Genomic DNA, 18,460 nt, shown 5'->3' with positions numbered 1-18,460 from the left:
GGCTCAGCTCTCATTTACGATGGACCCGGATCGTCTTCGCCGCTAGCGGGCGTGCCGACTTTCAACAGGAGTATCCCCTATGAACAACGCCGACCTCACCGACAAGATTGCTACCGCCCATGACTTGACCAAGGCAGATGCCAAGAAGCTGATCGACGGTGTATTTGGCGCGATCGCCGATGCAGCTGCCGCCGGCGAGGAAGTGTCGCTGAACGGCTTCGGCAAGTTCAAGGTCAAGCAAAGCCCGGCGCGGGAGGGCCGCAATCCAGCGACCGGTGCAACCATCCAGATCGCGGCCTCGAAGAAGCTCGGCTTTTCTGCAGCCAAGGCACTCAAGGACAAGCTCAACGGCTGACCGATTTCGATAGGCCGGGGTGCTCCTTGAACAAGGAGCACCCCGTACATCCGTGTGGCTAGATCACGCCGTGGATCAACGCTCCCAGATGACCGGGCATCGGCGCCCCGTCGCGCTGTTTTTCCATGCGGCGGGTGTCGATATAGTCGCGCCAGGCGAGAATCCCGCCATCTTTGAATTCGATCACTGCCGCATAAGGCATTGCGACCGAAATGCCGTTACGGCGAGTGTAAGCATCCACCCCTTCTACGAACAGGCGATCGTCCTTCTCGGCATGATAGCGAATGCTCCAGCGCGCTTCGATCGTGTCCGCATGCAGTGTCTCCAGGAAGGAACGCACTGCCCCCTTGCCTCGCAACGGAGCGAGCGCTCCCGCAGCGAAATGCCAGACAATCGCATCATCCATGCCCACAAGGGCCGCATCAATATCGCGCGCATTCCACGCGGCGATGACGGCGGAAAAACGGTCAAAGAGAGTCATGGTGCGAGCATGGCGAGCACCGTCTCGCGCAGGTCGCGGCGCGACACCTTGTTCATCGCATTGCGCGGCAGGGCATCGACGGTGACCAGCAGTTCGGGCAATTTGAACACCGCCAGACCCTGATCCTTCAGCCAAGTGGATATTGCCGCAAGGTCGGGTGCTTGGTCGTCCGCCGGCACAGCGGCGACACACATGCGTTCGCCCAGCCGGTCGTCCGGTATGCCGACCACCGCGGCTTCCTTCAGCGCCGGATGACCGGCGAGCAGATCGTCGATCTCGGCCGGGGAGATGTTCACGCCGCCGCGCACGATGATGTCCTTGCAGCGCCCGACGAAGCGATAGAAGCGGTGTGGCGCAGTGTCGCCGGCGATCTCGAACAGGTCGCCGGTGCGGTAGAAGCCGCTCGCGTCGAACGCGTTGGCACTGATTTCCGGACTTTCGAAATAACCGCCGAATGTCGCCGCGCCCTGGAAACGCAGTTCACCGGGGCGGAGGGGTTCGGTGATGTCCTGTTCGGTATCGAGATCGACCAAGCGGGTCTGGATCATCGCCGAACTCTCGCTGCCCGGCCAGTCGATCCCGGCGACGCCCATGCGCGGAAAATAACGGGCGCGATCATGGTGGTCGGGCACTTGCCGCGCATCGCTGAACAGCGATGCACCTTCGTTGGAACCGTAGATGTTGCACACCTCGATCCCATGGTCCTGCGCGAAGCCCTCGATCATCCAGGGCGAGAGCGGCGCGGAGCCGGAGCCGATTGCTCTGAGCGACGACAGGTCCACACTAGAGAGCAGGCCGGGTGTCTTGAGCAAGGCGTTGAGGATCGCCGGCGCGGCGATGGTGTAATTCACCCGCTCGGCGGCGATCTGTGTCAGGAATATCTTCAGATCGAACGGATGATGCAGGACCAATGTCCCGCGCTTCATCAACCAAGGTGTGACCAGGCCGAATGAGCCGATATTGACCAGTGGGAACGGGTTGAGCAGCACCTCAGCTTCGCGGATATCGGCAGCTTCGGCGACCATCTTCGCATTGACGATCCAGTGGTTCTGGTCGCGCGGCACGCCTTTGGGCCGCGCTTCGGTGCCCGATGTCCAGAAGATCGTGAACACCTCCCCCGGCTGCATCGGCTGCGCGTCGTGATAGGCAGCGGCGCGGGCCGGATCGGCAACGGCGATCGCGGCGTCGAGATCATAAGCGCCGCGCGGCGTATCACCGCCCAGCACCAGAACTTTGCAATTGCGTTCGCCGGTCAGCGCGAGCGCCATCTCGGCGTGGTCATGCCCTGCGAACCGTGCCACCGTGATGACCGCGCTCGGGCGCACCTTGTCGATGACAAAGCCCAGTTCATGCGCGCGATACGGCATGACGACGGGCGATATGATCAATCCTATCCGCGAACATGCCAGCGCCAGAATAACCGTATCGGCGACATTCGGCAGCTGATAGGTCAGCACGTCGTCCTTGCGCAGGCCCGTATCGAGCAAAGCCGCCGCGACACGATCGACCTCTGTACCAAGCTCCGCCCAGGTGAAGCGGCGCGGCGTGGCACCATCCAAGTCGGACCGGTTGGGTGGATCGACCAGCGCCAGCCGATCCGGCACCTCGGCGCGGTTGCGCTGCAGCCAATGGTCGAGCGTCAGGTCGCCCCACCACCCCTGGGCGGTGAAATCGTCGATGCGGGATTGCGGAGTCAGTTGCACGGGATTCAGCCTTTCGCGCGCTTTGGCGGCCATGGCACGAAGCCGGAGGTGGTCGCGATGTAGTCGGCATAATGCGGCTTGGTCTTGCGCATGCGGAATTCGAGTGTCGGCGCGCCGGACCATTTCATCAGCGTCCAGGTGAGCAGGATCGGCCCGGGCAGCGCGAACCAGCCAAGACCGCTCTCCGCACCGATCGCGAACAGCCCCCACCAGACGCACGCATCGCCGAAATAATTCGGGTGACGGGTGTAGCGCCACAGGCCGGTATTGAGCACCTTGCCGGCATTGTCCGGGTTCTTGCGGAACAGGGTCAGCTGAAAATCCCCGATGCTCTCGAACACGATACCGAACAGCGCGAGTGCCGCGCCGGCATAAGCGAGCAGCCCGAGCGCGACCGGCTCGGCCTGAATCTGGCCGAGCATCACCGGCAGCGCGACGATGAACTGCAGCGGCGCTTGAGTGACGAACACCAGCCAGAAGGATGCGCGGGCATAGCCCCAGCCACGCTTCTCCTGCGCCTTCTCCATCATGCGGACATAGCGGCGATCCGGTCCATGATCGCGCCAGCGCCAGAACAGATAGCCGCCGAGACGGAATGCCCAGAGGGCGCACAGGCCGACCAGCAGCACGCGACGATCGGTCGCGACATCCATCTGCAGAAATGTCGCGAGCGCAAGCAGCGCCATGCCCAGCGCCCACCAAGCATCGACCATTGTCACGTCGCGGATCGAGGAGCAGATCGCCCAGAGCGTGGTGAAGGCGATCACAACCGTCCCCGCATCGATCGCCAGTATCTTCAGGATTTCCATTGCAAGCCCCCTCTTCGCCGGATCAACGTCCGGTCGAAATCGTGTCCATGTCGAGCATCCGCGCCAATGCGCGCTCCTGCGCCTTCGGGTCGCGTGCCTTGTGCGCGCGCACCTCAATTGCCATGCGGTCCGTATCGACCTCGTCCGTCCCGCGCTTGATGGCGGAAAGGCCGACTTTTGCGATGTCCTCGGGTCGCTCTTTCGCACCATCGACATGCGCGGCCATGCGCGTATCGACCGACCCAACAATCAGCGCGGATACACTGGTGCCCTGCTTGGCGAGTTCGGCCCGGATCGAAGTGGTCGCGGCGCGGGCAGCGAATTTGGAAGGGCTATAGCCACCCATTGCCGGCACCGCGACGACCCCGCCCGAAGACAATATGTTGACGATCGCGCCGCCGCCATTGGCCTTCAGGGTCGGGGCGAAGGCGCGGCACATGCCGAGCAGGCCGAAATAATTGACCTCCATCTCCTCGCGCGCGGCGTTCATTGTCTCCGCGCCGATCAAGCGCTGATTGATAAAGGCGCCAGCGTTGTTGACGAGGATCGACACATCCAGGCACGTCTCGGCAGCCGCCGCGATCTGTTCCGGTTTCGACACGTCGAGCGCGAGCGCGACGATCTTGCCTTGCCCTTCTTCAACCAGATGCCGCGCATTGGCGATGTCGCGCGTGCCGACATAGACCTTTGCCGCTCCCTTGCCGATCAGCGCGCGCACGAACGCCTCACCGATGCCGCGATTGCCGCCGGTGACTAGACCAACCGCGCCTGCGATCTCCGTCGCCATCAGTTGGCCGCCATCTGATAAAGCACGTCATGCGGATGTTTGGCGCCGCGCGTCAATTCGGTGTCTGCGGGGAACATCATGCCGCGGCCCCAGCTTTCGCTGAGCGGCATCTCGTGGTTCCATTCCCAGGCGAGGCGACGCAGCGCAATCTTCCATTTGCCGTCGCGGCGTTCGAAACGATCGACCGCGCGGGCAAGCGTCAGCGTGTCGAACTTCTCGCCCTCTTTCTTCATCCTGGCAAAGGCCAGGATGTAATGTTCGGCGCGCGCGACATCGCCGTTGATCTCGATCACGATATTGGTGGCAAGGTGATTCATGATCCCGCCCTTGGGCAGCATCTTGGCCATCAGCGCGACGTAATCGGACGCAGGCCCATGATAGACGCCGCCATGATCCTCGACCGCATCGGGGTGATAGGCGTTGGCGATCAGGTCGATCTCGGCACGATCGGCGCCGCGCAGGTAAAGGTTGATGACATCGGTGATCTCCTGCTTGTCGAGCAGGGTCTGGATACGCGGATCGGTCATGACAGCTCCTACAGGATGATGATGTCTGGGTCAGGGAGGGCGGCATAAAGCCGGTCGACATCCGCCTTGCGCCGGTCGATCACCGCGCGGCGGTTGATCGTGCCCTTGTCGGACATTTCATGCGCATTGGGATCGGGCGGCACGTCGAGCAGCAGGGCGCGGCGAATGCGTGACGATCCGCCATGCTGCGCAGCATTGAACGCGGCAAGGCCAGCGGCGATGCGGTCGCGATCGCCGTCCGGCGTGGGCCACAGCAGCAGCGTCAGATATTCACGATTCTCATCGCACAGCACCAGGTCGCGGATCATCGGCGTCAGCGCCTTCAGCAACTGGTCGCGTAAGCTCCCGCCATAGACCCAGGCGCCGCTCGACAGCTTGAATTCCTCCGCCGTACGACCGGCAAAGGCGAGACCCTTTTCCGGAACATCGGCATCATTGAATACCGCCATGTCCCCGGTGCGGTAAAAACCTTCCTCGTCGAACGCTTCCGCGTTCTTCGCCGGCTCTTCTAGATAGCCGCGCGTCACGTTCGGGCCAATCGCGCGGACCTCGTAGCGATCGCCCGACGGTACCAGTTTGACCACGGCGCCCGGCGCGGGCAGGCCGATGCCGACCCGATCGGTTTCGAAATGGATCGCCATGAAAGCGGACACCGTCTCGGTCGAACCATAGCCCGAGGTGAGCATGATGCGATGTCCGGTCTCGGCGATCGCCGCCGCCTGCAAGCGATCATAGACCGGCTGGCTGAGGCCGGCGCCGCCATAGAGCATGACCTTGAGCTTGGAGAAGAAGGTACGGCGCAGCTCGGCATCGCTTTCCAACGCCTGGACCAGCATGCCATAACCGAGCGGCACATTGTTGAAGAAGCGCACCGGGATTTCGCGCAGATTGCGGATCGATTCCGCGAACAGACCGGGCATTGGTTTGCCGTCGTCGATATACAACGTGCCGCCCTCGGTCAGCGTGGTGCGCAGGACGAATGCCCCGGCCGCATGGTGCCAGGGCAACCAATCAAGCATCACGTCGTGCCAGCCTGCCGCCTCGCCGATCATCTGACGGCATTGCGCACTGTTCGCGGCGAGATTGTCGAAAGTGATCGCGACCATCTTGGGCAGGCCGGTCGAACCGGAGGTGAGCATATAGGCGGCAAGATCGTCGGCCTTGATCGCCTCGACCGCCATGACGACGGCATTGGTCGGCCGGGTCGCCAGCAATGTGTCGATCGCGATCGCAGGTTTTTCGATCGCGGCAGGATCACCCGTCACGATGATCGTATTACCGAGATCGAGCGCTGCGAGCGCGAATGCGAGCTTGGCCGAATTCTCCGCGAAGACCACGCCCGGCTTCACCTTCGCCACGACGTGTGCCAGCCGTCCGTAATCGCCGCCGAGCGCGCCATAAGCACTGCTCACCGGACAGACCGGCAGACCCGCTGCCCAGGCGGCAAAAGTGGCAATAGCGAAGGCCGGAGTGTTGTCGGCGATCAGCAGCAGCGGGCGGCCAGCGGGCGCATTGTCGATCAGCCATTGCGCCGCCGCGTCGATCCGTGCCTTCAACTCGGTATAGGTCAGCGTCGTCCAGCCTTCGCGCCCCGCCTCGCGCCACGCCAGCGCCGGCTTGCCCGGCTGACGCGCGCAGGCGCGGGCGAGTTCAGCCGGGATATTCGCGTCATAATCGGCGATCGCGACGCGTGACTTGAGGATGATCGTGCCGTTCCCGCGCCGCTCGACCGACAGGTCGACCGGCATCAGCTTCGCCTCGCGAAACGGCGGCGCGATATCCCCTGACAACACTGCGGTGGCCATCGTCGTCACACCGCCGGGCGTGCGAGCATGGCATCAACCGTGTCGCGTACGCCCTTGCCCGCGACCTGTTCTTCCTGCAGCCGACCCTCGAAATATTCGCGCCAGTGTCGGATCACGCCGTCCTCATAGTCCAGGATGCCGCAATAGGGGATGGCGATGCGGGTGCCGTCCATCGTGTCGAATTCGTCGACACCCTCCATCCACACCGTGTCGCCGACCGCCGCGACGTCGAACAGGCGCCAGCGATTATTCTTCAACCGGCCCTTCATCGCCTTCAGCGTCTTGCGCATCATGTCCTTGCCCTGGATCGGCGGCTTCAGGCCGCCGGAATTGTTCCAGGTGATATCCTCGTGCAGGCAGGACAGGACGCCTTCGACATCGGCCTCGTGCCAGCTGCTGATGACCTTGCGGAGCGTGGCGATATTGTCGGGCATGTCTCTCTCCTTGGCGAATGCCGGGAAGGTCACGACCAGCGCCGTGCCCCCGATCATGATGGTTCTTCGATCGATCACGCGGCTTGCACGACGAGACTGACCGTGGTCGTCGTGGAACCGCCGATATTGAGCGTCTGGACGGTCTTCGCGCCGTCCACCTGATAGTCGCCGGCGGTGCCGGTCACTTGCTTGAAGGCATCCAACGCCATGCGCACGCCAGTCGCGCCAACGGGATGGCCGCAGCCGATCAGGCCACCCGACGGATTGACCGGAATGCGCCCGCCGGCCTCGATGCTGCCATCCTCGATCGCTTTCCACGCCTCTCCAGGCGCGGCGATACCAAGATGTTCGATCGCCATATATTCGGTGGTGGTGAAGCAGTCGTGGAGTTCGATTGCATCGACCGAATCGAGCGCGATGCCGGCCCGGGCACGCGCATCGTCGACCGCGCGCTTCACTTGCGGGAAGACATAGGCCTGGTTCTCGCTCGCCTGCACCTTGCGCTTGTACGAGATCGGCGCCGAGCGATGGCCCCAGCCAGTGATGCGCGGCAGGCTCTCGATCGGAATATTCCGCTGCTTCGCATAGTCCGCAGCGCGTTTGGGCGAAGCAAGGAAGATGACACTGGCGCCGTCTGTCACCTGACCGCAGTCCATTTTGCGCATGCGACCCTCGACGACAGGGTTTGCGTCATCATCCTCGGTGAAGCTTTCCGGCGTGAAGGCCCAGCCGCGCGACTGGGCGTTAGGGTTGCGCCTGCCGTTGGCGAAATTGATCTCGGCGATCCGGCGCAGATGCCGCGCATCGATACCGTAACGGCGATCATATTCTTCGGTCAGGTCAGAAAAGGCGCGCGGCCAAACGAACTCGGCATCGCCGAACTCATGCCCGGTCCACGCCGCCGCGCCGAGATTGGCCGCCGCCTGCTTGCCGGACACATTGCGCATCTGCTCCATACCAAGCACGCAAGCGAGATCGTAGCGCCCCGCCTCGAGTTCGGCGGTGGCGGCAAGGATCGCTACCGATCCGGATGCGCAGGCCGCTTCATGGCGTGAGGTCGGCAAGCCGTCGAAATCGGGATGGACCAGCCCGAAAAAGCCGCCGAGCAGCCCCTGTCCCGCGAACAGCTCACCAACGAAATTGCCGACATGGCCGGTCTCGACATGCTTCGGGTCGAGCTTCGTCGCATCCAGCCCGGCTTCGATCGCTTCGGAAAACGCGTCGGCCATGTCTATGCCGCGCCGCGCCCAATTGTCGGAGAAATCGCTCTGCCAGCCGCCGAGGATATAGGTCATGTCCGCTCCGATTCGCCGAAAACTAGTCGGTCTCTTTAAACAAGCTTATGCCGTGACTGCCGGTTTGGCAAGCGCATCCACCGCACGCCCGAATGGCTTGATCGCGCTTAAAACGAGCAGCCCCGCGATCGGCCCGAGCACGCACGCCGTCAGCGCGATCGCCGGGCCGAGCGCATTGGGGTTGCCGAAGACATGTTCGGTGATCAGCGCAACGCTGACCGGACCGACCGTCAGCCCAACCATGCCGAGCACGAAATAATAGAGTGCTGCGGTGCGTCCACGCAGATTGCCCGGAGCCGCCTCGCACAAGGCCGATACCGCCAACCCACCCGATGCGGTGAAGGCGATCATTGCCGGCGCAAGGATGAACAGCGCGGTCCAGCCATCCGGGGCAAGGCAGGCAGCGACCAACAGCGGCGTGACGATCAGGATCGACCAGCCAGTGATCTTCAGGCTCGCCGCACGCATGCCACGAATCGCGAGATGCGAGGCAAGCCACCCCGCGCCCGCCAGCCCGGAGCCGCCGAACAACGTGACGACAAGACCATAGCGCAGGCCGACCTGCCCTGGCGTCCAGCCGAAGGTACGGATGAAATAAGCCGGCATCCAGGAAAGAACGCCGTAAATCAGCACGCAGTAGAGTGCCATGCCGCCGAGATGCCGAAGATGAAACCCACGATGACGATTGAGGTGCGGGATCAGCCCGCTGCCACTCTCCTCTCGCACCAGCGCTTCTCGGCGTACGGGTTCGGTGACGAACGCGAGCAGCACCACCACGACCAAGCCGGCAAGGCCGACAATAATGAACGTCGCTTGCCACGGCGCGACCTCGCCCAGCAGCGGCAACGCGAAACGCGGCTGCGCGGAGATCAGCTGGATCACCGTCCCGCCGACCATCAGCGCAAGGCCGGCGCCGACCGACGAGGCCATCGAATAGACGCTGATCGGAAACGCTCTCCGTTCGGGCGGAAAACTGTCCCCGATCATCGAGATCGCGGCAGGGGACAGGCTCGCTTCTCCTGCCCCCACGCCCATCCGCGCAATGAACAAATGCCAGAAATTCCCGGCCAGCCCGCACACCGCGGTCGCCAGGCACCAGGTGGTGACACCGATCGCCACCACCCGCCGTCGCGACGTGCGATCGACTAGCCAGCCTAGCGGCATGCCCATCACGGTATAGAACAAGCCGAACGCCAAGCCCTGCAACAACGCGATCTGCGTATCGCTGAGTCCGAGATCGGCCTTGATCGGATCGATCAGCAGACTGAGTATCGTGCGGTCCACGAACGATACGGTGTAACCGAGCGTCAGGACCGTCACCGCGAACCAGCTTCGCACGGGACTCGGCCAATCCGCCTCGCCGGTCATATCAGCGAGTCTCGTGATCGAAGTCCTGTGCGACGCCCATTTCACGCAGCAGTTGCCCGCGATCATAATATTCGCGCCACACCTTGATCAGGTCACCCTCGAATTCGAACACGCCGGTCACCGGCACCGCACCCGTATTGCCGTTGTAGACGAAGCGATCGACCCGCTCCATGTACAGGATGCCGTTGATCACCCCCATGTTGCTGACGTCGAGAATGATCTCCGTCGCCAGCTCGCCCAGGCCGGAAATGCGCTTGTGGATCGCGTCACGACCTTCGATCGGATCGACCATCATCGAATGCAGCACACCGTCTTCGGTGAACAAAGCGGCGGCGGCATCCCAGTCCATCGCCTTCCATGCAGCGATCATCCGAGTCGCAATGTCGATCTTGCGGGCGTCGCTCCCACTACCGCCGGACGTGTCGTTACGGGTGTCGATCGCGGTGTCGGTCATGCTGCTCTCCAATGACAGTCGTTTTATGCAAGTGAGGTTGGCGCAGCGCGGCGCGGCTGTCAATTAGTTAGTCTTGACAAGCAAGTCACTTTGGCGAAAACAGCACCAGCTTGCTTAAAAAGACTTAGTTGGCGCGACACGGCCAAAAGGCCGGACGAATTTTTGGGAGGGACTGAAATGGCCATGATCACCTGCGCGCGCGTACTGCGTTTGGCTTTGGCATCGGCGAGCATCGCCGCGCTCGGCACGACGCTTCCGGCATTCGCTCAATCGACCGCCGGGCCGACGACTCCGGCGGCCGAGCCCGCCGCGCAATCCGAAGGCCCGCAGCTCGAGGACATCATCGTCACTGCACGCAAACGCGAAGAAAGCCTGCAGAACGTGCCGATCGCGGTCACCGCGTTCAGTGGGAACGCGCTGCGCGATGGCCAGATCACCGATCTTTCCGCACTTGCCGGTCGCACCCCGAGCTTCACCTTTCAGGCGCAGGGTTCGCTTGAGCAGGAATCGTTCATTCGTGGCGTGGGTACCGTCCGACTGACCAGCGCCAGCGCCGATCCGTCGATCGGCCTGTTCGTCAACGAGGTCTATATCGGCCGCCGCGGCTCGGCGACGCCGCCGATCTTCGATGTCGAGCGCGTCGAGGTATTGCGCGGACCGCAGGGAACGATCTTCGGCAAGAATGTCGTCGGCGGCGCTGTGAGCATCATCACCGCCACGCCGAAATTCGATTACGGCGGCGGCGGCTACGTCTCGGTCGGCAGCCACGGCACGATCCAGTCCGAGGCGAATGTCACCGGCGCATTGTCGGATTCGACCGCGGCACGCATCTCGTTCCAGCAGAATCGGCATGACGGTTTCAGCCGCAACATCGTAAACGGGCAGGAACTCGACGATACCGACGGCTATGCCGGCCGCGCGTCCCCTGCTGATCAACGCCAGCGAAGGACTGACCTTCAACTTCATCGCCGATGCCAGCCATGACGAGGGTGGTGGCCAGGCTCGCCATGCGGTCGACGATCCCACGCGCGTCGGGGTCGGCCCGATCACCACGGGTCAGATCTCCAAGGATCCACGCGTCACCGAGACCCCGTATCTGCAATATAATCGCCGCAATACCTACGGTTTCACCGGGCGGATGGACTATGATCTGGGTAGTGCCAAGCTGACCTATCTGGCCGCTGTGCGGATCGGCGATTCCGGCCAGCGTTTCAGTCAGGCAGGAGCCGGCGCGCCGCCGTCCTTCACCGATTCGGTGCTGACCCAATCGGAAAAATATACCGGCATCACTCAGGAAGTGCGCCTCGCTTCCGACAAGACCGGCCCGTTCAGCTGGCTGTTCGGCCTTTATTATCTGCGTGAGGACACCAAGCGCAGTTCGCAGAACACCGCACGCTCGGCCTTGCCCGGCGGCCCCGGCGGAACCCGCGACAGCCTCGATGGCGACAATGTCTTCGCGCAGGACGGCGTGACGTCCAATTATGCCGCGTTCGGCGAATTGGAATACGAAATCCTTTCCGGCCTGACACTCTCCGCCGGCGTGCGCTACACGATCGATCACAAGGATATGGACGCGGATGCGCGCATCCTGAGCCTCGGTCCGGTCGGCGACATCCTTTCGCCCGCGCCGCTCAAGACGCCGTATGACGTCCATGTCAAAAAGACCTGGCGCGAGACCACGCCGCGCTTTGCGCTGGAATGGAAGGCCACACCGTCGATCCTGCTTTATGCCTCGGCGGCAAAGGGTTTCAAGGGCGGCGGCTGGCAGGCAGCCACGCCCGACGCGGTCACCGCGTCGCGTCCATTCAATCCGGAAACCGCGTGGAACTATGAAATCGGCTTCAAGAGCGACCTGTTCGACCGCCGCGTGCGCCTGAACATCGCCGCGTTCCGACTCGATTTCAGCAATCTGCAGGTCGAACAGCTCGACGATGTCCTGCTCACCACCGTCGTGACCAACGCCGCAAGCGCCAAGATCCAGGGCATCGAAGGCGAATTGTCGGTTGCCATCACCGATGGTCTGTCGATTTCCGGCTCCGGGTCGTTGCTGGACGCCAAGTATAAGGACTATGTCGATCGCAACCGTAACCTCGACTATACCGGTAACAAGCTGGCGCGCACCGCGGACTATCAATATTCGGTTGCCGCCGATTACAAGCTGCCGGTCGGCGACACTTATGTGATCAAGGCGCATGCCGATTACACGTATCAGGACAAATTCTTCTACGGCCCGGAGAATCTCAATTCGGAACCAGGCTATGGCCTGCTCGATGCGCGAATCGGCTTCGGTCGGGCCGACGATCGCTGGGCGGTGACGCTTTGGGCCAAGAACCTCACCAACAAGCTGTATCGGACCAGCGTGATCCCGTTCCTCGGCGACGAAGCATCGCTCTACGGGGCCCCGAGCACCTATGGGGTCCGTCTCTCGGGCAAATTCTGATCGCGTTCAAACACTTGGCCGGCGGCGGCGATCGGACAGGCGCCGCTGGTTACTTGCTTTAAAAGACTGACTATGTTAGTCGCTCGGCTCAAGTAATGGCCGGTAATGCCCAAGATATAAGGACGCCCCATGAAGCTCGAACGACACCCCCCGGTCGCCACCAGCCTCAAGCCGAGCAATCACCCCTATCTCAACGGCGCATGGACGCCGCTGCATGAGGAGGTCGATGCCGATGACCTCGACGTGATCGAAGGCGTGCTCCCGTCCGACATCGACGGCATCTATTTCCGCAACACCGAAAATCAGGTGCATCAGCCGCTCGGCCGCCACCACCCGTTCGATGCCGATGCGATGATCCACCAGATCTCGTTCCAGGGCGGCAAGGCATCGTATCGCAATCGCTTTGTGCGCACGCGCTGCTTCCAGGCGGAACAGGAAGCCGGCGGTTCGTTATGGGGCGGCCTCGCCGATCCAGTCGGCACGTCGTTGCGCCCGGGCTTCGGCGCGCATGGCAGCCTGAAGGACAATGCCAGCACCGACGTGGTGGTTCATGCCGGCAAGCTGCTTTCGACCTTCTATCAATGCGGCGAAGCCTATGCGCTCGATCCGGAGACGCTGGAGGATCTCGGCGTGTCTCCCTGGGCGCCGATCGATGGCGTATCCGCACATTGCAAGGTCGACGAAGCGACCGGCGAACTGCTGTTCTTCAACTATTCGAAGCACGCGCCCTACATGCATTACGGCGTGGTCGGGGCGGACGGAAAACTCAAAAGCTATATTCCGATTCCCTTGCCTGGCCCGCGCCTGCCGCACGATATGGCGTTCAGCGAGAAATACTCGATCTTCAACGACTTCCCCGTCTTCTGGGACCCCCGGCTACTCGAACGCGACATCCATGCGGTGCGCTTCTACCGTGACATGCCGGCGCGCTTCGCGATCGTGCCGCGCCATGGCGGACCGGAAGAGGTCAAATGGTTCGAGGCCGCACCATGTTATGTGCTGCACTTCTTGAATGCCTATGAGGATGGCGACGAACTGGTCCTCGATGGATATTTCCAGGAGGATCCGACGCCGCGTCCGCTGGAGGGGTCGGTCGAAGGGCACGAGCATATGATGGCCCTGCTCGACATGCACAGTTTCCGCAGCCGCCTGCATCGCTGGCGCTTCGACCTCAAGACCGGCGAGACCAGAGAAGAACGGCTGTGCGACGATATCGTCGAATTCGGCATGATGAATGCGCGCTTTGCCGGCAGACCGTATCGCTATGCCTATTCGGTCACCTCGAAACCCGGCTGGTTCCTGTTCAACGGCCTGGTCAAGCACGACCTGCACACCGGCGAGAGTGAGCGCTTCACCCTGCCCGAGGGCGTGTATGCCAGCGAGGCCCCGTTCGCGCCGCGCATCGGCGCGGTGGACGAGGATGACGGTTACATCGTCAGCTTTCTGATCGACGAGAATCGCGGCACGTCCGAATGCGTGCTGATCGATGCGAAGAATTTCGCTGCGGGTCCGGTGTGCCGCATCGCACTGCCGCACAAATTGAGCAGCGGCACGCACGCGGTATGGGCCGACCGCGCGTTCATCCAGGCCGGTCGCGTCGCCACCTGACTCATGGCAATCAGAGTCATCCAATGGGCGACCGGCGCAATGGGTCGCACCGCGCTACGCTGTATCATCGACCATCCCGATCTCGAACTGGCCGGCGTATATGTCTATTCGCCGGACAAGGCCGGGCGCGATGCGGGCGAGATCGCCAGACGCCCGGCGACCGGCGTGATCTGCACCAGCGATATCGCCGAGATCCTCGCGATCGACGCGGACATGGTGATCCACACGCCGCGCATCACCCTCCCCTACCATGCGATGAATGCGGACGTCGCGCGGTTGCTGGCGAGCGGCAAGAACGTGATTTCCACCGCCGGCTTCCATTATCCGCTCACGCATGGGGCGGATTATACGTCGCCGCTGCTAGCGGCATGTGCGGCGGGCAGCGCAAGCCTCGCCGGGCTTGGGGTCAATCCCGGCTTCGTGGTCGAACGCCTGACCGTCGCCGCGACCGGGCTGTGCCATGACATCGACCGGATCAGTATCAGCGAAACGGTCGATGCGTCCGCCATGGCGTCGAGCGAGTTCGTTTTCGGCCTGATGGGCTTCGGCGCCGATCCGGCAGTGAACGACATCACGCAAGGACCGCTGGCCGGGCTCTACACCGCACTGTTTTCGGAAGTGCTGCATCTTGCGGCGCAAGGCCTCGACGATGCCGTGCTGAGCATCGCGCCGGCTCATGAGATCACCATCGCACCGCGCGACATCCTGTTGCCGGCCGGCACGATCCCCGGCGGCACCGTCGCGGCGACCCGCTGGCGGTGGACCGCGACATTCGCCGGCGGGATCGTCTTGAGTTTGTCGATCCTGTGGACCGCCGACCCCGCGCTGCATCCCGAACACGGCCTTGGCCACTGGAACGTGCAGATCGAGGGCCGGCCCAATGTCCGGCTCACCTTGGCGATCGACGAAGGGGATTCCGCCGCGCCGCCAGCCCGCGCCTTGACCGACGCGACAATCGCCGTCGCCATCGCCGCGATCCCGGCAGTGATCGCGGCGCCACCGGGCTTTTTCGCCTTTCCGGCACCGACCCCGTTCCGCCGACGACTGGAGATTCGATGAGCGTCTATATTCGCGACGCGCTGCGCACCCCGCGCGGCAAGGCCAAGCCCGATGGCGGCCTTGCGCAGCAGGCGCCGCAAGGGCTGGTCGCGGCCCTGGTCGAGGCACTCGAAACGCGCGCGCCTGGCGCAAAGGATACCGATGCGTTGATGCTCGGCTGCGTCGGCCAGATCGGTGCGCAGGGCGGCAATATCGCGATGGTCGCCAAACTCGCCGCCGGCCTGCCCGACCGTGCCTCGGCGCAGACGATCAATGCCTATTGTGCCTCCGGCCTCGTCGCAATCGGCCAGGCGGCCGCGCTGATCGAAACGGGTGCGATCGACACCGCCTTGGCCGGCGGTGTAGAGATGATGTCGGCGGTCGGCTTCATGGCCGACGAAGCGAGCTTCTACACCGACCGCGACTTGCCGCAGGCGGCGCAATATCTTCCGGTCGCCATCGCCGCCGACCGACTTGCCACGCGCGAGGGCGTTAGCCGCGAGGCGATGGATGCCGTCACCGCGACATCGCAGGCGCGGGCCGCTGCCGCCGAGGGAAACGCGACACTCACCGCTTCGCGCATCGCCGTCGCCGATCTTGCCAATGACGAATGCGTGCGTCCCGGTCTGACCCTCGACAAGCTCGCCCCGCTCCCCGCCGCCTTCGCCGCTTTCGCTGCCGGCTATCGCGATGTGCTCGGCACCGAAACCATCGCCTACACGCACAGCATCGCCCACGCCCCGCCGATCTGCGACGGCGCGGGTCTCGCCGCGCTGACTCGCACGGCCGATGGCGCACGCGCGAAGATCATCGCCTATGCCGAAGTCGGCGGCGATCCCGCTGCCTCCCTCACTGCCGGTTTCGCGGCGATGGACAAGGTGCTTGCGCGGTCCGGGCTGACCTTGGCCGATATCGACCGCATCGAATTCATGGAGGCATTCGCCGTCACCATCGCCAAGTTTCTGCGCGATCGCGACGTCGATCCGGCGCGCGTGAACATATCGGGCGGGCATCTTGCCAAAGGCCATCCGATGGGCGCGACGGGCGCGATACTGTTGTCGACATTGCTCGACACGCTGGACGCTTGTGATGGGCGGCTGGGACTGGTCGTCGTCACCGGCGCATCCGGCGTCGGCGCAGCGATGATCGTCGAGCAGCTGGCATGACCCTGCCCTTCGCGTTGCGCCTGCCGGTGATCGCCGCGCCGATGTTCTTGGTGTCCGGCCCGGCGCTGGTGATCGCGGCCTGTCGCGCCGGGATCATCGGCTCCTTTCCCACCACCAATTGTCGCACCGCGGAAGAAGTCGATGCGTGGATGACGGAGATCACCGCAGGCATCGATGGCGCGCCATGGGCAGCGAACCTGATCACGCATTCGACCAACGAACGGCTCGCCGATGATCTGGCTCTGGTCGCCAAATACAAGCCGCCGCTCGTGATCACCGCGCTGGGCAGCCCGGCACCGGTGATCGACACGGTGCATGGTTATGGTGGCATCGTCTTCGCTGACGTGATCGACGTGATGCTGGCGCGAAAGGCGCTGGCGGCCGGCGCTGACGGCCTGGCCTGCGTCGCTGCCGGTGCGGGCGGCCATACCGGCACCTTCTCACCGCTCGCTTTGGTCTCCGTGATCCGCGGCTTCTTCGATGGCCCCCTGGCGCTCGGCGGCGGGATTGCCGATGGCGCCGGGGTCGCGGCGGCGGTCGCGGCCGGGGCGGACCTCATCTATATGGGCACCCGGTTCGTCGCGGCGCGCGAGAGCATGGCCTCCCCGGATTACAAGGCGATGCTGGCCGAAGCGGGAATCGCGGATGTGGTCGTCAGCAGCGCGGTGACCGGCACCCCGGCATCGTGGCTGCGCGCCAGTTTCGATGCAGCCGGCTATACCGTCGACGGCGGTGCGCCGACACGCGACTATAATTCCGCCTCCGACGGGCGGTCGCGCTGGCGCGATATCTGGTCGGCTGGCCAGGGCGTGCATGCTATCAGCGACGAAAGGTCGATGGCGGACATTGTCGACGAGCTGGATCTCGGTTTCATCGCCGCGCAGGCCCGTCTGACTGCATGGCCGCGCCGGACAAGTCGTTCATAAAGCTTTCTCTCTCCGCCGCATCGTTTACGATGACATGGGCGTGACCAAGCAGAGGTGAAGGTTGGAAATACTGGAAAGCCCATCCGTCGAAGCGAATATGGAAACCGGGCATCGCCTTGCGTCCAATTCGGCGCGGCGGGCGTTAGATATACTCGGTGATCGCTGGACGCTGATGATCCTGCATCTTGCCTTCAAGCGCGTGCGGCGGTTCGACGATTTCCGCGCACGGATCGGCATTGCGCGCAGCCTGCTGACCGACCGCTTGCGCCGCATGGAAGCGGCCGGCGTCATCCGGCGCGAACGCTATCAAGATCGACCGCCGCGCGACGAATACCGTCTCACGGAGATGGGCCTCGACCTGTTCGGCGCTTCACTGATGATCATCCGCTGGGAGAAGCGCTGGTTTCCCGACGATCGCGTCGACGTCCATAAATTGCGGCATAGCTGCGGCAAGGTGTTCCTGCCCGAGTTGCGCTGTAGGACCTGCGGCGAGGAAGTGACTGCGCGGGACGTCATTTCTGAGGATGGCCCGGGGGCGGGATTCGAACCACCGCAACGGGCGCGAGCGCAACGGCGCTCGATTATCGAACGGGGCGACCTTGATCCGCACCAGCGGATGCTCGAACGCGCGATCGACGTGCTTGGCGACCGCTGGACCGCGCAGACCATTGCTTCGGCCTTCATGGGCATCCGCCGGTTCAGTGCGTTCGAGGCGGATCTCGGCGTCGCGCCGAACATTCTTGCCGACCGGCTCGCTCGGCTGGTCGAGCTCGGGGTTCTGGAACGTAAGCAATATCAGGAAAAGCCCGAGCGCTTCGAATATCGCCTGACCCCGGAGGGTCTCGACCTGTTTCCGCTGATTGTCGAGCTGATCCGCTGGGGGGACCGCTGGCTGGCTGGCGATGCCGGACCACCGCAGGTGATCCGGCATCGCACTTGCGGCGGGCAGCTTGTGCCAATGATCACCTGCAATCAGTGCGGAGAAGCCGTCGGCCCTCGGTCGACGATCATTGGCTAGCCGCAATGTTGGATCGCATGATGCCGATCCTCTTCGGCTGGTTTCAGCGGAAACGACGCCACCATGATCACGCAGGACGCATCACGCAGCGAGAGAAGCGATGCGCCCGCCTTTCAACAGGAAGCTCCAAATCCGCTCCAATCGCGCTTAACCGCCCGAGCATCAGGCGGGAGGTCTGATCCGACCACTTACACCGAGGCAGCATGCGACGGGTGGTGGGACACGGTGATCCTTCCTGATGGCGAC

Annotated in this window: 18 protein-coding genes; 8 read left to right on the top strand and 10 right to left on the bottom strand. The window is 63.5% G+C overall.

Annotated features, from left to right (window positions below):
- The first annotated feature begins 79 nt into the window (after nt 1-79).
- Nucleotides 80-355: an HU family DNA-binding protein gene (locus tag H3Z74_RS06775; protein ID WP_187763173.1), complete on the top strand. Its 276-nt coding sequence runs from the start codon at nt 80-82 to the stop codon at nt 353-355.
- Between the two features lie 58 nt (nt 356-413).
- Here the strand turns inward: H3Z74_RS06775 and H3Z74_RS06770 are convergent, their stop codons facing one another.
- From H3Z74_RS06770 to H3Z74_RS06725, 10 genes are read right to left on the bottom strand one after another with little or no spacing between them, the layout of a single operon-like run.
- The gene (locus H3Z74_RS06770) at nt 414-836 is read right to left on the bottom strand and encodes a nuclear transport factor 2 family protein (RefSeq protein ID WP_187763172.1); all 423 of its coding nucleotides are present in this window, start codon (nt 834-836) and stop codon (nt 414-416) included.
- Nucleotides 833-2,539 carry a class I adenylate-forming enzyme family protein gene (locus tag H3Z74_RS06765; RefSeq protein WP_187763171.1) on the bottom strand — a complete coding sequence of 569 codons (1,707 nt, stop codon included), beginning with the start codon at nt 2,537-2,539 and terminating at the stop codon, nt 833-835. The genes H3Z74_RS06770 and H3Z74_RS06765 overlap by 4 nt, the downstream gene beginning before the upstream one ends.
- A gap of 5 nt (nt 2,540-2,544) precedes the next feature.
- Nucleotides 2,545-3,348: a DUF1295 domain-containing protein gene (locus H3Z74_RS06760; RefSeq protein ID WP_187763170.1), complete on the bottom strand. Its 804-nt coding sequence runs from the start codon at nt 3,346-3,348 to the stop codon at nt 2,545-2,547.
- Between the two features lie 22 nt (nt 3,349-3,370).
- Nucleotides 3,371-4,135: an SDR family oxidoreductase gene (locus H3Z74_RS06755; RefSeq protein ID WP_187763169.1), complete on the bottom strand. Its 765-nt coding sequence runs from the start codon at nt 4,133-4,135 to the stop codon at nt 3,371-3,373.
- On the bottom strand, nt 4,135-4,662 hold the full coding sequence (locus H3Z74_RS06750; RefSeq protein WP_187763168.1) for a nuclear transport factor 2 family protein: 528 nt from the start codon (nt 4,660-4,662) through the stop codon (nt 4,135-4,137). The genes H3Z74_RS06755 and H3Z74_RS06750 overlap by 1 nt, the downstream gene beginning before the upstream one ends.
- An 8-nt stretch (nt 4,663-4,670) precedes the next feature.
- Nucleotides 4,671-6,467: an AMP-binding protein gene (locus tag H3Z74_RS06745; protein ID WP_187763167.1), complete on the bottom strand. Its 1,797-nt coding sequence runs from the start codon at nt 6,465-6,467 to the stop codon at nt 4,671-4,673.
- A 5-nt stretch (nt 6,468-6,472) separates the two neighbouring features.
- Nucleotides 6,473-6,958 (bottom strand): nuclear transport factor 2 family protein, encoded by a 486-nt coding sequence (locus H3Z74_RS06740; RefSeq protein ID WP_187763166.1) that lies wholly within the window; start codon nt 6,956-6,958, stop codon nt 6,473-6,475.
- A gap of 17 nt (nt 6,959-6,975) precedes the next feature.
- Nucleotides 6,976-8,196, bottom strand: coding sequence for an acetyl-CoA acetyltransferase (locus H3Z74_RS06735; protein WP_187763165.1), 1,221 nt, complete (start codon nt 8,194-8,196; stop codon nt 6,976-6,978).
- 45 nt (nt 8,197-8,241) lie between these two features.
- Nucleotides 8,242-9,564, bottom strand: a complete 1,323-nt coding sequence (locus H3Z74_RS06730) for an MFS transporter (protein ID WP_229726940.1) — start codon at nt 9,562-9,564, stop codon at nt 8,242-8,244.
- A 1-nt stretch (nt 9,565) separates the two neighbouring features.
- Entirely contained in the window at nt 9,566-10,018 is a 453-nt protein-coding gene (locus H3Z74_RS06725) for a nuclear transport factor 2 family protein (RefSeq protein ID WP_187763163.1), read from the bottom strand.
- Between the two features lie 177 nt (nt 10,019-10,195).
- On the opposite strand from H3Z74_RS06725, the gene H3Z74_RS06720 reads away from it, so the two are divergent.
- The 7 genes from H3Z74_RS06720 (at nt 10,196) to H3Z74_RS06690 (ending at nt 18,214) form a co-directional block, all read left to right on the top strand.
- Complete coding sequence (locus H3Z74_RS06720; RefSeq protein ID WP_187763162.1) at nt 10,196-11,002, top strand: TonB-dependent receptor plug domain-containing protein; 807 nt, start codon at nt 10,196-10,198, stop codon at nt 11,000-11,002.
- Entirely contained in the window at nt 10,926-12,458 is a 1,533-nt protein-coding gene (locus H3Z74_RS06715; protein WP_187763161.1) for a TonB-dependent receptor, read from the top strand. Before H3Z74_RS06720 ends, H3Z74_RS06715 begins: the two co-directional genes overlap by 77 nt.
- 129 nt (nt 12,459-12,587) lie before the next feature.
- Nucleotides 12,588-14,066, top strand: coding sequence for a carotenoid oxygenase family protein (locus H3Z74_RS06710; protein ID WP_187763160.1), 1,479 nt, complete (start codon nt 12,588-12,590; stop codon nt 14,064-14,066).
- Nucleotides 14,067-14,069: 3 nt separating this feature from the next.
- Nucleotides 14,070-15,125 (top strand): NAD(P)H-dependent amine dehydrogenase family protein, encoded by a 1,056-nt coding sequence (locus H3Z74_RS06705; protein ID WP_187763159.1) that lies wholly within the window; start codon nt 14,070-14,072, stop codon nt 15,123-15,125.
- Complete coding sequence (locus H3Z74_RS06700; RefSeq protein WP_187763158.1) at nt 15,122-16,270, top strand: thiolase family protein; 1,149 nt, start codon at nt 15,122-15,124, stop codon at nt 16,268-16,270. The genes H3Z74_RS06705 and H3Z74_RS06700 overlap by 4 nt, the downstream gene beginning before the upstream one ends.
- A complete protein-coding gene (locus H3Z74_RS06695) occupies nt 16,267-17,196 on the top strand; it encodes an NAD(P)H-dependent flavin oxidoreductase (protein ID WP_187763157.1) in 930 nt (309 codons plus the stop codon). The genes H3Z74_RS06700 and H3Z74_RS06695 overlap by 4 nt, the downstream gene beginning before the upstream one ends.
- A 172-nt stretch (nt 17,197-17,368) precedes the next feature.
- Nucleotides 17,369-18,214: a winged helix-turn-helix transcriptional regulator gene (locus H3Z74_RS06690; protein ID WP_229726939.1), complete on the top strand. Its 846-nt coding sequence runs from the start codon at nt 17,369-17,371 to the stop codon at nt 18,212-18,214.
- Nucleotides 18,215-18,460: the final 246 nt, after the last annotated feature.

The organism is Sphingomonas alpina (assembly GCF_014490665.1).
Classification (GTDB): domain Bacteria; phylum Pseudomonadota; class Alphaproteobacteria; order Sphingomonadales; family Sphingomonadaceae; genus Sphingomonas; species Sphingomonas alpina.
This window is presented reverse-complemented; position numbering and strand designations above follow the sequence as displayed.

Excerpts from the sequence above, each read along its gene's own strand:
- H3Z74_RS06740 (WP_187763166.1), bottom strand. The coding sequence starts at position 6,958 with ATGATCGGGGGCACGGCGCTGGTCGTGACCTTCCCGGCATTCGCCAAG.
- H3Z74_RS06720 (WP_187763162.1), top strand. The coding sequence starts at position 10,196 with ATGGCCATGATCACCTGCGCGCGCGTACTGCGTTTGGCTTTGGCATCG.
- H3Z74_RS06705 (WP_187763159.1), top strand. The coding sequence starts at position 14,070 with ATGGCAATCAGAGTCATCCAATGGGCGACCGGCGCAATGGGTCGCACC.
- H3Z74_RS06690 (WP_229726939.1), top strand. The coding sequence starts at position 17,369 with ATGATCCTGCATCTTGCCTTCAAGCGCGTGCGGCGGTTCGACGATTTC.
- H3Z74_RS06770 (WP_187763172.1), bottom strand. The coding sequence starts at position 836 with ATGACTCTCTTTGACCGTTTTTCCGCCGTCATCGCCGCGTGGAATGCG.
- H3Z74_RS06725 (WP_187763163.1), bottom strand. The coding sequence starts at position 10,018 with ATGACCGACACCGCGATCGACACCCGTAACGACACGTCCGGCGGTAGT.
- H3Z74_RS06730 (WP_229726940.1), bottom strand. The coding sequence starts at position 9,564 with ATGACCGGCGAGGCGGATTGGCCGAGTCCCGTGCGAAGCTGGTTCGCG.
- H3Z74_RS06750 (WP_187763168.1), bottom strand. The coding sequence starts at position 4,662 with ATGACCGATCCGCGTATCCAGACCCTGCTCGACAAGCAGGAGATCACC.
- H3Z74_RS06755 (WP_187763169.1), bottom strand. The coding sequence starts at position 4,135 with ATGGCGACGGAGATCGCAGGCGCGGTTGGTCTAGTCACCGGCGGCAAT.
- H3Z74_RS06700 (WP_187763158.1), top strand. The coding sequence starts at position 15,122 with ATGAGCGTCTATATTCGCGACGCGCTGCGCACCCCGCGCGGCAAGGCC.
- H3Z74_RS06735 (WP_187763165.1), bottom strand. The coding sequence starts at position 8,196 with ATGACCTATATCCTCGGCGGCTGGCAGAGCGATTTCTCCGACAATTGG.
- H3Z74_RS06745 (WP_187763167.1), bottom strand. The coding sequence starts at position 6,467 with ATGGCCACCGCAGTGTTGTCAGGGGATATCGCGCCGCCGTTTCGCGAG.
- H3Z74_RS06710 (WP_187763160.1), top strand. The coding sequence starts at position 12,588 with ATGAAGCTCGAACGACACCCCCCGGTCGCCACCAGCCTCAAGCCGAGC.
- H3Z74_RS06715 (WP_187763161.1), top strand. The coding sequence starts at position 10,926 with ATGCCGGCCGCGCGTCCCCTGCTGATCAACGCCAGCGAAGGACTGACC.
- H3Z74_RS06775 (WP_187763173.1), top strand. The coding sequence starts at position 80 with ATGAACAACGCCGACCTCACCGACAAGATTGCTACCGCCCATGACTTG.
- H3Z74_RS06760 (WP_187763170.1), bottom strand. The coding sequence starts at position 3,348 with ATGGAAATCCTGAAGATACTGGCGATCGATGCGGGGACGGTTGTGATC.
- H3Z74_RS06695 (WP_187763157.1), top strand. The coding sequence starts at position 16,267 with ATGACCCTGCCCTTCGCGTTGCGCCTGCCGGTGATCGCCGCGCCGATG.